A 14072-nucleotide genomic window follows, 5' to 3' on the forward strand; every position below is an offset into this window, starting at 1 on the left:
AACCTGAGAATTAATGATGCGCCCATTCGATGCTGTTGATGTCCACGCCCTGCTTGAACATCTCCCACAGTGGGGACAGATCGCGCAGACGGCCGATGGATTTACGCACCTGTTGAATGGTGTAGTCGATCTCTTCTTCCGTGGTGAAACGCCCCAGGGAGAAACGGATCGAGCTGTGCGCCAATTCATCACTCATGCCCAGCGCGCGCAGCACGTAGGACGGCTCGAGGCTGGCGGAGGTACAGGCTGAACCGGAAGAAACGGCCAGGTCTTTCAGCGCCATGATCAGCGACTCGCCTTCAACGTAGTTGAAGCTGACGTTCAGGATGTTCGGTGCGCCGTGCTCCAGATCGCCGTTCAGATACACTTCTTCCATATCTTTCACGCCGTTCCACAGACGATCGCGCAGGGTGCGCAGACGCGACATCTCTTCGGTCATCTCTTCTTTGGCGATGCGATAAGCTTCGCCCATGCCGACGATCTGGTGGACAGGCAGGGTACCGGAACGCATGCCGCGCTCGTGACCGCCGCCGTGCACCTGCGCTTCGATGCGGATGCGCGGCTTACGACGCACGTACAGCGCGCCGATGCCTTTCGGACCATAGATTTTGTGGCCGGAGAACGACATCAGGTCGACTTTCAGCTTGCTCAGATCGATAGGCAGTTTGCCCACGCTCTGGGTGGCGTCAACGTGGTAGATGATACCGCGCGCACGGCACATTTCGCCGATCGCTTCGATATCCTGCACCACGCCGATTTCGTTGTTGACGTGCATGATGGAGACCAGGATGGTGTCATCGCGCAGCGCCGCTTCGAGATCCTGCAGGCTGATGATACCGTTGCTCTGTGGCGCCAGGTAGGTGACTTCAAACCCTTCGCGCTCCAGCTGACGGCAGGTGTCCAGCACGGCTTTGTGTTCGGTTTTGCTGGTGATGATGTGCTTGCCTTTTTTCTGGTAGAAATTGGCAGCGCCTTTAATCGCCAGGTTGTCGGATTCGGTCGCCCCGGAGGTGAAGACGATTTCGCGTGGGTCGGCGCCCACCAGTTCGGCGATTTGGTTACGGGCGATGTCTACCGCCTCTTCCGCCTGCCAACCGAAACGGTGGGAACGGGAAGCCGGGTTGCCGAAAGTGCCGTCCAGGGTCAAAAACTGCATCATCTTCTCAGCAACGCGCGGGTCAACCGGCGTCGTTGCTGAGTAATCCAGATAAATCGGTAATTTCATTGCTCTTGTGCTCCGTACATCACTTCCAAAAACTAAAATAATTTCGCCAGCTGCTTATGCGCGCAGATTAACGTTGATAGTTTCTTGCGGACGACCGTTGGCCGTGCGGCGCGTATCGTTGTTTTGACGATCCGCCACCACCAGCACTTCCTGGTTATTGACCAGTTCTGCCAGCGTAATGTTGTTCAGGAACCCGCTGATGCGCTCGCTCAGATCGCGCCACAGGGCGTGGGTCAAGCAGCGATCGCCGCCCTGACAGCCTTCTTTGCCCTGGCAACGGGTTGCATCTACCGATTCATCGACGGCAGTGATGACAGCGCCAACGGCGATCTCACCCGCGTCTTTACCCAGCAGATAACCACCGCCCGGACCGCGCACGCTGGCCACCAGGCCATTCTTGCGCAGACGGGAGAATAATTGTTCCAGATAAGAGAGCGAAATACCCTGGCGTTCGGAAATGTCCGCCAGTGGCACCGGCCCTTCCTGGGAATGCAGCGCTACGTCAAGCATAGCGGTTACGGCATAACGGCCTTTGGATGTCAGTCTCATAGCTCAATGGTTACCTGTTGGTCAAATATGGCCGAAAGTCTGACATTCCTGAGTAAAACAGTCAACTATTTAACCTAGTAATTAACTCAAGTATTAGCACGTTTTGAACTTAGCAAGAACAAAGGTATATAAAATACATGTTATAACCTTTGGATAACTAATACTATTGTCGCCCACCGTTATGCCACATCAATTAATTACCTTGATGTTTATCCTGTTTCTCGATCGACGTCAGCATGCCGCGCAGGATATTCAGCTCCTGCCCTTCCGGGCGCGCGCGGGTGAACAGCCGGCGCAGGCGGCTCATCACCTGGCCCGGATGGGACGGGCGAATAAAGCCGGTGCGCTGCAGCGTCTGCTCCAGGTGCTGATAAAAACGCTCGAGGTCATCCACCAGCGGATACGGCGTCTCTTCCAGCTGCGGCGCGCCCGCCTGTTGGCGATCGAGGTAAGCCACGCGCACTTCATACGCCAGGATCTGCACCGCCATCGCCAGGTTCAGCGAGCTGTAGTCCGGGTTGGCCGGAATGGCGACGTGGTAGTGGCACTTCTGCAATTCATCGTTGGTCAGCCCGACGCGTTCGCGGCCGAACACCAGCGCCACCGGCGCGTGCTCGCCCTCGTGCACCGCGCGCACGCCGCATTCACGCGGCTCCAGCATCGGCCACGGCAAGGTGCGAGAACGTGCGCTGGTGCCCACCACCAAGCTACAGCCGGCGATGGCGTCATCGAGGGTATCGACGATGGTGGCGTTGCCGATCACGTCGCTGGCGCCGGCAGCCAGGGCGATGGCCTGAGAATCGGGTTTGATCAGCGGATTAACCAGATAAAGGTTGGTTAACCCCATGGTTTTCATGGCTCTGGCGGTCGAGCCCATGTTGCCGGTATGTGAAGTCTCTACCAGAACAATGCGGATATTGTGCAGCATACAAACTCTGAGCGTGGCGGAAAATCGCAGCATCTTAACACAGCCGTAGGCAATTTGCCGAACAGCTGCTATACTTCGCGCCGTTTCCTGTTCTTTAACATCCTAGTTGGAAGATACCCATGCATCCGATGCTGACTATCGCCGTGCGCGCTGCGCGCAAGGCCGGTAACCTGATTGCCAAAAACTACGAAACCCCGGACGCTGTAGAAGCGAGCCAGAAAGGGACCAATGACTTCGTCACCAACGTCGATCGCGATGCAGAGCATCTGATCATCGACGTCATCCGCAAGTCTTATCCGCAACACAGTATCGTGAGCGAAGAACGCGGTGAGCTGATCGGCGAAGATCGCGATGTGCAATGGGTGATCGATCCACTGGATGGCACTGCAAACTTCATCAAACGTTTCCCTCATTTCTCCGTTTCCATCGCCGTACGCATCAAAGGCCGTACTGAAGTGGCCGTGGTTTACGATCCGATGCGCAACGAACTGTTCACCGCCACTCGCGGTCAGGGCGCTCAGCTCAACGGCTACCGCCTGCGCGGTACCAACGCCAAAGATCTGGATGGCACCATCCTGGCGACCGGCTTCCCGTTCAAAGTCAAACAGCACGCAACGCCTTACATCAACATCGTCGGCAAGCTGTTCACCCAGTGCGCAGACTTCCGTCGCACCGGTTCCGCCGCGCTGGATCTGGCCTATGTGGCCGCCGGCCGCGTAGACGGTTTCTTCGAGATCGGCCTGAAGCCGTGGGACTTCGCCGCGGGCGAGCTGCTGGTGCGTGAAGCCGGCGGCCTAGTGACCGACTTCGTCGGCGGCCACAACCACTTCAGCTCAGGTAACCTGGTCGCAGGTAACCCACGCGTGGTGAAAGCCATGCTGGCCACCATGCGTGAAGAACTGAGCGAAGCGCTGAAGCGTTAATCGCCAGAAGCGAATCGAAAAAAAGCGCTGCCGATGCAGCGCTTTTTTTATGCCCGTTAGCGGGAGAAGGGGCGGATGCCGCCGCCGAATTCCGGCTGCGCGCTGACGTACAGCAACAGCCCGGCGGCCAACAGGATCAGACCGCCGGCCAGCGCCAGCGAGCCCCAGGCCACCGCGCTCCAGGCGGCGGGCGCGCGCGAACGGCTGAGGCGCACCGCCAGCCGGCGGCTGTAATGCACCAGCAGCGCCAGCATGGAGATGGTCAACGAGGTGCCGAACGCCATCGCCAGCGCGGAGATCACTCCCCAACCGAACACGCCGATCACCTTGGAGAACAGCAGCACTAAAATCGCCCCCGAACAGGGACGCATGCCCATCGCCAGCACGATGGCGGCCTGAGTGCGCCAGTCGCTTCCCGCCTGCAGCTCGCTGTCGCTCGGCAGATGCCGGTGGCCGCAGCCGCAATTGGCGCTGTGAACATGATCCGCCGCCAATGGCGTCAGGCTGTTGATGCGCAGCGCCGGCGCCGGGCGCATCGCCTTAATCGCCGCAAACAGGCGTTTCAGCGCGCGCCAACTCAGCAGCACGCCTAGCAGCATCACCAGGATAAAGCTGCCCTTCTCCAGCCAGAAGCTGCTTTGGTGCAGCTGGCGCGAAGAGAGCTGTAACACCACCAGCATCAGCGTGACCAGCGCGATCGCCACCCCACCCTGCACCAGCGAAGCCGCGAAGGTCAGCTTCAGGCTGCTTTTCAGCCGCGCCGGATGGGTGGCCAGGTAGGTGGCGATCACCACTTTGCCGTGGCCGGGGCCGAGCGCATGCAAGACGCCATAGCCGAGGCTGAACAGCATCAGCGCCAGCCCGGCCTGCTGCGGCGCGGCCTTCACCTGCTGCAACAGCCCCGCCATCTGCTGGTGCAGCGCTTTTTGCCACACCACGCTCTGCATCAGCAGCTGCGGCCAATAGTGCCACGCCAGCAGCGCGGCGGCCGCCAGCACCAGTGTGAACGGCAGCAGCGGCCACAGGCCGAAGGCCCAGTGACGCCGGCTCGTCGTCGGTTGCGAGAGATTTAACGACATTGCAGCGTCACCCGCTGGGCGAACTGTTGCCCCAGCGCCAGGTCTTCGCCGGGCGAGTCGTTCTTGTCGAGCGACAGCGCATAGGCCTGCAGCGACGCATTCGGCTGCGGCGTCATCAGCTTGTAGCTGCACAGCGGCGCCATCTCCGGCGGCAGATGCAGTGCATTTTGGTCTTTATAGGTCATATCCACGAAATAAGTCGGATCGTAAGTAGAAAGTTCGAACGGCTTGCCCGCCAGCGGCTGCGGTTCGGCCAACGGCAGCACGAACTCCAGCACCGCCTGATTGCCCTGGCGCGACAGGTGATATTCGCTGGGCAAGTTCAGGTATTTCACCGGTTTGCCGTCGCGGTAAAGATCGGTGAAATAGTGCTGCCCCAGCACGTTGGCCATCACTTCCGCCGCCAGCTTTTTCCACACTTCCGAATCGCTCTTGGCGTTTTTCGCATCGTAAAGCAGATCCGCCGAGGTGATTTCATCCATCACCCACACCATTTTCAGGCCAACCAGCCGCTGGTCTTTGGCGACGAAGGTGGTATTCATGTCGATAAAGCTGTGCGGATGCGCGATCGCACCGGCGCTGAACACGGCGCCAAAGGCAGCCAAAAGTCGACGTAACTTCATCATTATCCTGCCTTACCTGTATTTGTTATAACGTAACACAAATAACTGCCGAACGGCCCGCCTCCGCCGGCGATATTTGTGACGAAAGTTGTAAGCCGAAGTAAAAGCCGCGCGGTAACCCTGCCGGCACAAAGCCTTTTGCTATGCTTAGGCATAATCGCAACCTTTTATGCCGGAAGGTGATAATGAGCCTGGACACCTCTCCCGTGCCCGCGCTCTCCGGACAACAACGGCGCTGCCATCTGCTGCTGATGCTGTACACGCCGGAGCCCGAGTTACAGCTGGAGACCCTAAGCCGAATCAACGGCGTCGCCCCCCCGATAACCCGGCAAGATATAGCCGAGGTGGCCAGTGAAATCCAGCGTTTCCATCACCTGGAGATCGCCGTCGATCCCGACCATGGCTACCAACTGCGGGGCAGCGCGCTCAACCAACGCCTGTGTCTGATCCATTGGCTGCGACGGGCCCTGCGCTGCAGCCCGCGGTTCGTCGAAGACGATTTCGCCCCGCGCCTGCGGCACGCGCTGGCGGCAGATGCCGCCCCAGCGTCTGCGCTGGCTCAAGCGATCGACGCCTGCGAGCCACTGCTCAGCCGCCACTTTGACGCGCGCGACCGCCAATTCCTGGAGCATTACCTGCTCTACTGCGCCTGGCAAAATCGCCTGCAGCGCCATCCGCATTTCGACGCCGTTCAACGCGACTGGCTGCGGCAAAAGCCGGAGCAGCAGGCCGCCGCTTGGCTGCATCAGGCCTGCAACCGACTGTTTAACCAGCCGCCGCAGGCAGACGAGCGCGATTTTTTGGCGCTGACCTTCACCATGTTGAAAAATCACAGCTACCACAGCAATGACTCGGCGCAAGAGCAGAGATTGATGGCGGCGATCGACAGCATGGTCGAGCGTTTCCAGCAGCTTTCCGGCATGGCCTTCAGCAGCAAGACGGAGCTGGTCAGCCAGCTGTTCGCCCACCTGGCGCCGGCGCTGGAGCGCTGCCGTTTCGCCATCGGTATCGACAATATGCTGCTGGAAGAAGTGGTGCGCAAATACCCGCGGCTAATGCGCACCACGCAGGAAGCGCTGATACCGCTGGAACAGGAATACGGCGTGCATTTTTCCAACGAGGAGGCGGGCCTGGTGGCCATCAGCTTCGGCGCCTGGCTGATGCAGGACAACGCGCTGCAGGAAAAACAGGTGCTGCTGCTGACGCTGGATAACCCGCAGCTGGAAGAGGAAGTGGAATACCAGATCCGCGAGCTCACGCTGCTGCCGCTGAACATCAAGTACCTGCCGTTGAGCGACTATCTGCGCGGCGGAGCGCCGCAGGGCGTCATGCTGGTGATCACCCCTTATGCGGCGGTGCACAGCGATCCGCACCCGCCGTTGATCTATACCGAACTGCCGCTGGAAACCCGGCAGCGCCAGGCCATCCGCGCGCTGCTGGAAGCGCCTTAATCAGCGGCTGACGCTGACCGCCGGCGGCCGGATGAACAAGGCCGGCACCGCGACCGCCGCCATCACCCAGAAAACCCCACCCTGCCAATGTTCGAACAGGAACCCGGCAATGACCGTCATGACGGCGATACCGCCGCCCATCGCCAGCGCCGAATACACCGCCTGCAGCCGGATCACCTCTTGTCCCTGGCGCGCGGCGATAAAGCGCATCGCCGCCAGATGGCAGACGGTGAAAGTGCCGCAGTGCAGGATCTGGATCAGCAGCAGCCAGCCCAGCTCGGTGCTATAGGCCATCAGGCTCCAGCGCAACACGCCGCAGCAGGCGGAGAGCAACAGCAGGTTGCGCGCATTCCAGCGGCGGAACAGCACGTTGCTGCTGGCGAAAATAATCACCTCCGCCACCACGCCCAGCGACCACAGATAGCCGATGGTCGAGGCCGAATAGCCCGCCTCCTGCCAGTAAATGGAGCCGAAGCTGTAGTAGCCGGCATGCGCCCCCTGCAGCAGCGTGACGCACAGCAGGAAGCGCCAGACCGGCCCTTCTTTCAGCAGTGCCCACAGCGAACGTTCGGTATCGCTGTGCGTGCGTGCTTCGCCCTGCGGCATGACGCTCGGCTTCAGCAACATGCCCAGCAGCATCGCCAGCACGCTGAAGATCAGGCTGTAGAGAATGGCGTTATGGCCCCACACCGCCACCAGCTGCCCGGTCAGCGCCGAGCCGATGACGAACGCCAGCGAGCCCCACAGCCTTACCCGGCCGTAGTCCATACGGATCTGCTTTTGCCAGGTGGCGGCCAGCGCGTCGGTCAGCGGCACCAGCGGCGAGAAGAACAGGTTGAACCCCGCTATCACCAGCATCAGCCAGCCCCAGCCGTTGCCGAAACAGAAGCCAACCGCGAAAGCCAGTGTCAGCAGCGCCAGCAGGCGCAGGGCGGAGACTAAATGAGAGGGATCTTTAACGCGGGGTGCAATCAGTAAACTGCCGAGGAAGCGGGCCACCAAACCGGCGCCGAGCAATATGCCGATGGTTTCCGGCGCGATGCCTTCGCCTTTCAGCCACACGCCCCAGAACGGTAAGAAGATGCCATAGGAAAAGAAGTAGGTGAAATAGCTGAGCGCGAGCCAACGCGTGGATTGCAGAACCATGATCCCTCCGGAGTGAGGGCAATACTTTGACAGAGCTCACACCGCCCCGCAATCTTCATTCCGCTTCAATGCGTTAGAGTGCCAGACAGCTCACAGTTTACCGCGAGCGGCCACAAAAAAACCCGCCGCAGCGGGTTTTATCAGGCAAAAGCGGGATTATGCGTAAACCGGCAGGCGGGCGCAGATATCCAGCACTTTCTTCTTGGTGCGTTCGATGGTGGCTTCATCGTTGATGTTGTCCAGCACATCACAGATCCAACCGGCCAGTTCGCGCACGTCGGCTTCTTTGAAGCCGCGACGGGTGACGGCCGGGGTGCCGATACGCACGCCGGAGGTGACGAACGGGCTCTTCGGATCGTTCGGCACGCTGTTTTTGTTGACGGTGATGTTGGCGCGGCCCAGGGCGGCGTCCGCTTCTTTACCGGTCAGGTTTTTATCGACCAGATCCAGCAGGAACAGGTGGTTATGGGTGCCGCCGGAGACCACTTTGTAGCCGCGCTGCAGGAACACGTCCACCATCGCCTTGGCGTTGACCGCCACTTGCTGCTGGTAAACCTTGAACTCAGGCTCCATCGCTTCTTTCAGCGCCACCGCCTTGCCGGCGATCACGTGCATCAGCGGGCCGCCCTGGCCACCAGGGAACACGGCGGAGTTCAGCTTCTTGTACAGCTCTTCGTCGCCGCCCTTCGCCAGGATCAGGCCGCCGCGCGGACCCGCCAGGGTTTTGTGGGTGGTGGTAGTGACGATGTGCGCGTGCGGTACCGGGTTCGGGTACACGCCGGCGGCGATCAGGCCGGCCACGTGCGCCATGTCGACGAACAGGTAAGCGCCGATGCTGTCGGCGATTTCGCGCATTTTGGCCCAGTCAACCACGCCGGAGTAAGCGGAGAAGCCGCCGATGATCATTTTCGGCTTGTGGGTTTGCGCCTGTTTGGCCAGATCGTCATAGTCGATTTGGCCTTTGTCGTCGATGCCGTAAGGCACCACGTTATACAGTTTGCCGGACAGGTTAACCGGGGAACCGTGGGTCAGGTGGCCGCCGTGCGCCAGGTTCATGCCCAGAATGGTGTCGCCCGGCTGCAGCAGCGCGGTGTACACGGCGAAGTTAGCCTGGGAGCCGGAGTGCGGCTGCACGTTGGCGTAATCGGCGCCGAACAATTCTTTGGCACGATCGATAGCCAGCTGCTCAACGATATCCACGTATTCGCAGCCGCCGTAGTAACGCTTGCCCGGATAGCCTTCAGCGTATTTGTTGGTCAGCTGGGAACCCTGAGCCTGCATCACGCGCGGGCTGGTGTAGTTCTCAGACGCGATCAGCTCGATGTGCTCTTCCTGACGCACCACTTCCTGCTCCATGGCACGCCACAGTTCCGCATCGTAATCGGCAATGTTCATTTCACGCTTTAACATCCGGCATCTCCTGACTTAAATCAGCTAACTAAAAAATCACCAAATAACTACCCGTTTGGGTTCTGGGCCACAGTGTAAACCGTTTCGCCCCACCGAAGATAGGTCTTGACAGAGGTTTTTACGCAAACGATTGGCATGAGGTGGCGCAAGGCTTTGATCCGCTAAATGCCGCCGTTTATCAACGGACATTTCCTCATGCGAACAATGCGCTTTTTTCATGTTCTGTGAGCGCGATCGACGCCCGAAGAACACCGCAACGAAAACAAGGGTATTTACAAGCGACGCGGAACCCAATAAGATGCATTTAAAATACATCATTACAATTATCGTCAAGATCCTAACCTAAGGAGCGCTTCCATGCTGGATAGCCAAACCATCGCCACCGTGAAATCCACCATTCCCCTGCTGGCTGCGACCGGGCCGAAGCTGACCGCCCACTTTTACGATCGCATGTTCGCGCATAACCCGGAATTGAAAGATATTTTCAACATGAGCAACCAGCGCAACGGCGATCAGCGTCAAGCGCTGTTCGACGCCATCTGCGCCTACGCCGCCAACATCGAGAACCTGGCGGCGCTGCTGCCGGCGGTGGAGCGCATCGCGCAGAAGCACACCAGCTTCAATATCCAGCCGGAGCAGTACCAAATCGTCGGCGGTCACCTGCTGGCGACGCTGGACGAAATGTTCAGCCCGGGCCAGGAAGTCTTGGACGCCTGGGGCAAGGCCTACGGCGTGCTGGCCAACGTATTTATCCAGCGTGAAGAGCAGATTTATCAGCAGAGCGAAACCGACAACGGCGGCTGGCGCGATCTGCGCGCATTCCGCATCCTGAAGAAACAGCCGCAGAGCGACGTGATCTGCAGTTTCGTGCTGGCGCCGGTGGACGGCGGCCGGGTGGCGGACTTCAAACCGGGGCAATACCTGGCGATCTACATCAAGCACGACAGCCTGGAGCATCAGGAAATTCGCCAGTACTCGCTGACCACCTCGCCAAACGGCGAGTTCTACCGCATCGCGGTGAAGCGCGAAGATCAGGGGAAAGTGTCCAACTACCTGCACCAGCAGGCGCAGGAAGGCGACGTGATCGACATCGCCCCGCCGCACGGCGACTTCTTCCTCGACGTGGCGCCGACCACGCCGGTGGCGCTGATCTCCGCCGGCGTCGGCCAAACCCCGATGCTCGGCATGCTCAACACCCTGCACGACAACCAACATCAGGCGCAGGTCCACTGGCTGCACGCGGCGGAAAACGGCAGCGTGCACGCCTTTGCCGATGAGGTAGCGGATATTGCCGGGCGTATGCCGAATCTGAGCCGCCATGTGTGGTACCGCGAGCCGGGTGCCGATGACGTGGAAGGCCGCGACTACCACAGCCGCGGATTGATGGATTTGAGCGCGCTGCAAGGCAGCCTGGCCGATCCGCAGATGCACTATTACTTCTGCGGCCCGGTGGCCTTCATGCAGTTCGTGGGCAAACAGCTGCTGGAGATGGGCGTAGAGGCCGAACGCATCCACTACGAATGCTTCGGCCCGCATAAGGTGCTGTAATGCTTGCGGAGCGCGGCCGTCAGACCGCGCTCCCTCTTCATTTCGCCTGCAGTTGGCGCGCGTCCTGCACCTGCTGCACCGTCACCGGCGCCGCCTGGTTACCCCAGCTTCCCCGCAGGTAGCTCATCAGATCGGCCGCCTGCCGATCGTTCAACGCCCAGCCATAAGCCGGCATGTCAAACGCCATCGCCTGCTGCGTGATCGGCGTATGCGCCCCCTCCAGCACCACCCGCAGCGCGGTCAGCGGATTGTCCGCCGTTACCGTGGCATTGCCCGCCAGCGCCGGAATGGCGAAGTCAGTGCCCTCCCCCTTATTGCCGTGGCAGGTCGAGCAGTACATCGCATAGGTCGCCTTTCCGCCCGGGTTATCCGCCTGCGTGGCTGGCGCAGCGGCTTTGGCGGCGGCGTCCGGCGCCAGGCTGCGCAGGTACACCGCGATGGCGTTCAGATCGCCGTCGCTGAGATACTGCGTGCTGTGGGTTACCACCTCGCTCATCGGCCCGGCGACTGCCGCATGGCGGCTGCGGCCGGTTTTCAGCAGCGCCGTCACCTCTTCCGGCGGCAGGCCGCGCAGATTGGAGGCGTACCAGCCGTCCAGCTCGGCGCCGCTCAGGAATACCGGCTCCTTGCCATCCAGGCCCTTCTCCTGCATCGCCCAGCCGCGCGGCGTGTGGCAGCTGCCGCAATGGCCCGCGCCCTGCACCAGATAGGCGCCGCGGTTCCACTCGGCGCTTTGCTGCGGATCTGCCTGATACGGCTGGTCGTCGTGGAACAGCGAGTTCCACACCGCCAGCGGCCAGCGCATCGACAGCGGCCAGCTGATGTCGCTGTCCCGGTTGGCGACGTTCTGCGCCGGCACCTCATTCATCAGGTAGTCATACAGCGCGCGCATGTCTTCCGCGCTCATTTTGGCGTAGGAGGTGTACGGCATCGCCGGGTAGAGCCGGTGGCCGTCTTTGGCTACCCCCTGGCGCATGGCGCGATCGAACTCCTCGAACGAATAGGCGCCGATGCCGTGCAGCTTGTCCGGCGTGATGTTGGTGGCGTAGATAGCCCCGAGCGGCGTCGGGAACTTCATGCCGCCCGCCAGTTCAGCGCCGCCCGGCGCGGTGTGGCAGGCGGTGCAGTCGCCGGCTTTGGCGACGTATTCCCCGGCCGACATCGCCTGGGCCGAGCCGCCGGCCGCCAGCAGGCTCAACAGGTACAGCGAACGCAGACTCATGCTCCCTCCTTGGCGGCAACCTTGCCGTAGGCCAGTTCGTTCACCGCGCGCCACGCCTGATCGATCGCCGAGTTGGCGTACGGGCTCCAGTCGGAATCGGAGTTGGCGATAACGATCTTGCCGATCGGCTGCCGCGCCGTTTCGATGATTTTCTTGGCTTCGTCTTCGTCGTCAAACAGCCCGTTGAGGAAGTAGGAGTAACCGTGCGACCAGCGGTTGACGGTGATCGCCTGAATGTCGCGCTGATGGTCGAAACCGGCCTCGCCCAGCATGCCCTGTAGCTGTTCGCGGATCATCTGCTCGTGCACCTCGAACGGCGTGCCCAGCAGCAGCGCGCGCCCTTTGCGCGACTGCTCGCGCGGGCTGAGGCCGCTGCCCGGCAGCGTCGGCACATAGACCATATGCAGGCCGATTGGCCGAGCCGGATCGCGCGGGTGCTGGTACCCGCCCATGCTCACCGGGTAGTCCAGCTTCACGCGGCTGTACGGCGCGGCCGGCGAATAAATTTCGTGCACGCCCAGCTTGATGAACGGCTGCCAGTTGCGGATCACCACCTTGCTGTACACCAGCGGCGCCTTGACGTTCTGCTTCAGCGCCTCCTGCTGCTCGTGCGACATCTCCGGCACCAGGTATGGGATCATCATGTTGTAGCCGGCCATCACCACCTGCCCGGCGCGCACCTTGGTCATCTTCTCGCCGGTCATATAGGTGACTTCCACCTTGTCGCCGACGTTGGCCGCGTGCAGCCCGGTGCTGTTCAAACGCAGCTTCACCGGCGACTCCGGCCGATCGAGCTGGCTGTAGTCGAATTTGGCCAGCACCACGTCATTCATGTCTTTGCCGGCCGGCGCCACCGCCGGGATCAGCTTGCGCACCATCAGGCGCGTCAGCGTGGCATTGCCGTCCGGGAAGTGGAACACGTAAGGATCGTCGAGATCCGCCTGCGACTCTTCGTCCAGCGGCGGCAGATTCATGCCGCCGAGGCCCGGCAGATCGCAGATGCGCGCATCGCTGCACGACGTGCCGTCGATGCCCACCGCCTGGAAGTCGTTGGTGGTCTGTTGGAAATAACGGATCGCCAGCTCGCTCAGGCCCACTTTTTCACGCAGGAACTGGGTGTAGCTGTGGGTATCGAGCCACTCGACCTTCTGCTCCAGCGTCATCTCCGGCAGATAATCTTTCTCCACCGTATGCAGTGCGATCAGCGCCTGGCGATCGCTTTCCGGCAACGGGAAATCGCCGATGAACGCTTCATACGAACGGCCGTTGAGGCGATCGCGCGGAATGTCGTCCGCCACTGTGCGGCCCGGATCGCCGCTCACCACCTTGTCGACGCCGAAGTTCTTGCGATCGAAGTAAACCCCGCGGCTCAGGTTAAGATCCGGGTAGAAGGTGGTGTCAAACGCCTGCTCCAGTTGGTCGATATCGACGCCGAGCTTGTGCAGCAGCCCCATCGCCACCGGGCTGAAGTTGGAGCGCGGCGACTGCAGCGATTCACTGCCGCCGTAGCCGAGCAGCATGCCGTCGTCGGTGTTGAATTCGTTGCGCTTGGCGTGGCCGCCGAAGTCGTCATGGTTGTCGATCAAAAGAATGCGCTGCTGCTCGCCTTTCAGCTGCTGCCAGAAACAGGCGGCCGCCAACCCGCTGATGCCGGCACCGACCACCACCAGATCGAACTCTTCAACGGCGGGTACGCTGCCGAAATCAAAGGTTTTGCCGTCGCGCCCCAGTTGATGCGCATGCTCGAACGAGCCCGGATGGTTACCCCGCAGCCCGGTCAGCGCCGGCGGGTAGTACAGGGTTTGATTGGCGGTTTGCGGCGACGCACGCAAGATTTGCAGCGGCGTCAACCCGGCGGCGATGGTGATCGCCACCCCGTTGAGAAAATCGCGTCTGGTGATACCCATATAGGCTTCCTTTCAATTTTTATTATCATCAGCCGGCCGGAGCCGGCTCGAAGGCCGCGCT

The 14072-nt window shown here is 60.9% G+C and carries 12 protein-coding genes; 3 read left to right on the forward strand and 9 right to left on the reverse strand.

Annotated features, from left to right (window positions below):
* Positions 1-10: 10 nt before the first annotated feature.
* From GUC32_RS18745 to trmJ, 3 genes are all read right to left on the reverse strand, one after another.
* Positions 11-1225 (reverse strand): IscS subfamily cysteine desulfurase, encoded by a 1215-nt coding sequence (locus GUC32_RS18745; RefSeq protein WP_369435377.1) that lies wholly within the window; start codon positions 1223-1225, stop codon positions 11-13.
* Between the two features lie 54 nt (positions 1226-1279).
* On the reverse strand, positions 1280-1774 hold the full coding sequence (gene iscR / locus GUC32_RS18750) for a Fe-S cluster assembly transcriptional regulator IscR (protein ID WP_004941404.1): 495 nt from the start codon (positions 1772-1774) through the stop codon (positions 1280-1282).
* A gap of 193 nt (positions 1775-1967) precedes the next feature.
* The gene (gene trmJ / locus GUC32_RS18755) at positions 1968-2702 is read right to left on the reverse strand and encodes a tRNA (cytosine(32)/uridine(32)-2'-O)-methyltransferase TrmJ (protein ID WP_025303916.1); all 735 of its coding nucleotides are present in this window, start codon (positions 2700-2702) and stop codon (positions 1968-1970) included.
* Positions 2703-2821: 119 nt separating this feature from the next.
* Here trmJ and suhB point away from each other — a divergent pair, with 119 nt between their 5' ends.
* Complete coding sequence (suhB, locus tag GUC32_RS18760) at positions 2822-3625, forward strand: inositol-1-monophosphatase (protein ID WP_025303917.1); 804 nt, start codon at positions 2822-2824, stop codon at positions 3623-3625.
* A 56-nt stretch (positions 3626-3681) separates the two neighbouring features.
* On the opposite strand, the gene GUC32_RS18765 is transcribed toward suhB, so the two are convergent.
* Positions 3682-4704 (reverse strand): nickel/cobalt transporter, encoded by a 1023-nt coding sequence (locus tag GUC32_RS18765; protein ID WP_025303918.1) that lies wholly within the window; start codon positions 4702-4704, stop codon positions 3682-3684.
* Positions 4695-5330, reverse strand: a complete 636-nt coding sequence (locus GUC32_RS18770) for a DUF1007 family protein (RefSeq protein ID WP_025303919.1) — start codon at positions 5328-5330, stop codon at positions 4695-4697. Before GUC32_RS18770 ends, GUC32_RS18765 begins: the two co-directional genes overlap by 10 nt.
* Positions 5331-5512: 182 nt before the next feature.
* On the opposite strand from GUC32_RS18770, the gene csiE reads away from it, so the two are divergent.
* The gene (gene csiE / locus GUC32_RS18775) at positions 5513-6778 is read left to right on the forward strand and encodes a stationary phase inducible protein CsiE (RefSeq protein WP_025303920.1); all 1266 of its coding nucleotides are present in this window, start codon (positions 5513-5515) and stop codon (positions 6776-6778) included.
* Here csiE and GUC32_RS18780 read toward each other — a convergent pair whose 3' ends face one another.
* Together GUC32_RS18780 and glyA are read right to left on the reverse strand one after the other, a co-directional pair.
* Entirely contained in the window at positions 6779-7924 is a 1146-nt protein-coding gene (locus GUC32_RS18780; protein WP_025303921.1) for a 3-phenylpropionate MFS transporter, read from the reverse strand.
* Between the two features lie 156 nt (positions 7925-8080).
* Positions 8081-9334 carry a serine hydroxymethyltransferase gene (glyA, locus tag GUC32_RS18785; RefSeq protein WP_025303922.1) on the reverse strand — a complete coding sequence of 418 codons (1254 nt, stop codon included), beginning with the start codon at positions 9332-9334 and terminating at the stop codon, positions 8081-8083.
* A gap of 357 nt (positions 9335-9691) precedes the next feature.
* Here glyA and hmpA point away from each other — a divergent pair, with 357 nt between their 5' ends.
* On the forward strand, positions 9692-10882 hold the full coding sequence (gene hmpA, locus GUC32_RS18790) for an NO-inducible flavohemoprotein (RefSeq protein WP_342095060.1): 1191 nt from the start codon (positions 9692-9694) through the stop codon (positions 10880-10882).
* A 37-nt stretch (positions 10883-10919) separates the two neighbouring features.
* Here the strand turns inward: hmpA and GUC32_RS18795 are convergent, their stop codons facing one another.
* A complete protein-coding gene (locus tag GUC32_RS18795) occupies positions 10920-12104 on the reverse strand; it encodes a cytochrome c (RefSeq protein WP_049204907.1) in 1185 nt (394 codons plus the stop codon).
* A complete protein-coding gene (locus GUC32_RS18800; protein WP_164099443.1) occupies positions 12101-14011 on the reverse strand; it encodes an FAD/NAD(P)-binding protein in 1911 nt (636 codons plus the stop codon). The genes GUC32_RS18795 and GUC32_RS18800 overlap by 4 nt, the downstream gene beginning before the upstream one ends.
* Positions 14012-14072 lie beyond the last annotated feature (61 nt).

The sequence above is a fragment of the Serratia sp. NGAS9 genome, assembly GCF_009905295.1.
GTDB classification, from domain to species: domain Bacteria; phylum Pseudomonadota; class Gammaproteobacteria; order Enterobacterales; family Enterobacteriaceae; genus Serratia; species Serratia bockelmannii.

What these genes read in the sequence shown, in the direction of transcription:
- GUC32_RS18745 (WP_369435377.1), bottom strand. Translation starts at nt 1,225, where the DNA reads ATGAAATTACCGATTTATCTGGATTACTCAGCAACGACGCCGGTTGAC.
- iscR (WP_004941404.1), bottom strand. Translation starts at nt 1,774, where the DNA reads ATGAGACTGACATCCAAAGGCCGTTATGCCGTAACCGCTATGCTTGAC.
- trmJ (WP_025303916.1), bottom strand. Translation starts at nt 2,702, where the DNA reads ATGCTGCACAATATCCGCATTGTTCTGGTAGAGACTTCACATACCGGC.
- suhB (WP_025303917.1), top strand. Translation starts at nt 2,822, where the DNA reads ATGCATCCGATGCTGACTATCGCCGTGCGCGCTGCGCGCAAGGCCGGT.
- GUC32_RS18765 (WP_025303918.1), bottom strand. Translation starts at nt 4,704, where the DNA reads ATGTCGTTAAATCTCTCGCAACCGACGACGAGCCGGCGTCACTGGGCC.
- GUC32_RS18770 (WP_025303919.1), bottom strand. Translation starts at nt 5,330, where the DNA reads ATGATGAAGTTACGTCGACTTTTGGCTGCCTTTGGCGCCGTGTTCAGC.
- csiE (WP_025303920.1), top strand. Translation starts at nt 5,513, where the DNA reads ATGAGCCTGGACACCTCTCCCGTGCCCGCGCTCTCCGGACAACAACGG.
- GUC32_RS18780 (WP_025303921.1), bottom strand. Translation starts at nt 7,924, where the DNA reads ATGGTTCTGCAATCCACGCGTTGGCTCGCGCTCAGCTATTTCACCTAC.
- glyA (WP_025303922.1), bottom strand. Translation starts at nt 9,334, where the DNA reads ATGTTAAAGCGTGAAATGAACATTGCCGATTACGATGCGGAACTGTGG.
- hmpA (WP_342095060.1), top strand. Translation starts at nt 9,692, where the DNA reads ATGCTGGATAGCCAAACCATCGCCACCGTGAAATCCACCATTCCCCTG.
- GUC32_RS18795 (WP_049204907.1), bottom strand. Translation starts at nt 12,104, where the DNA reads ATGAGTCTGCGTTCGCTGTACCTGTTGAGCCTGCTGGCGGCCGGCGGC.
- GUC32_RS18800 (WP_164099443.1), bottom strand. Translation starts at nt 14,011, where the DNA reads ATGGGTATCACCAGACGCGATTTTCTCAACGGGGTGGCGATCACCATC.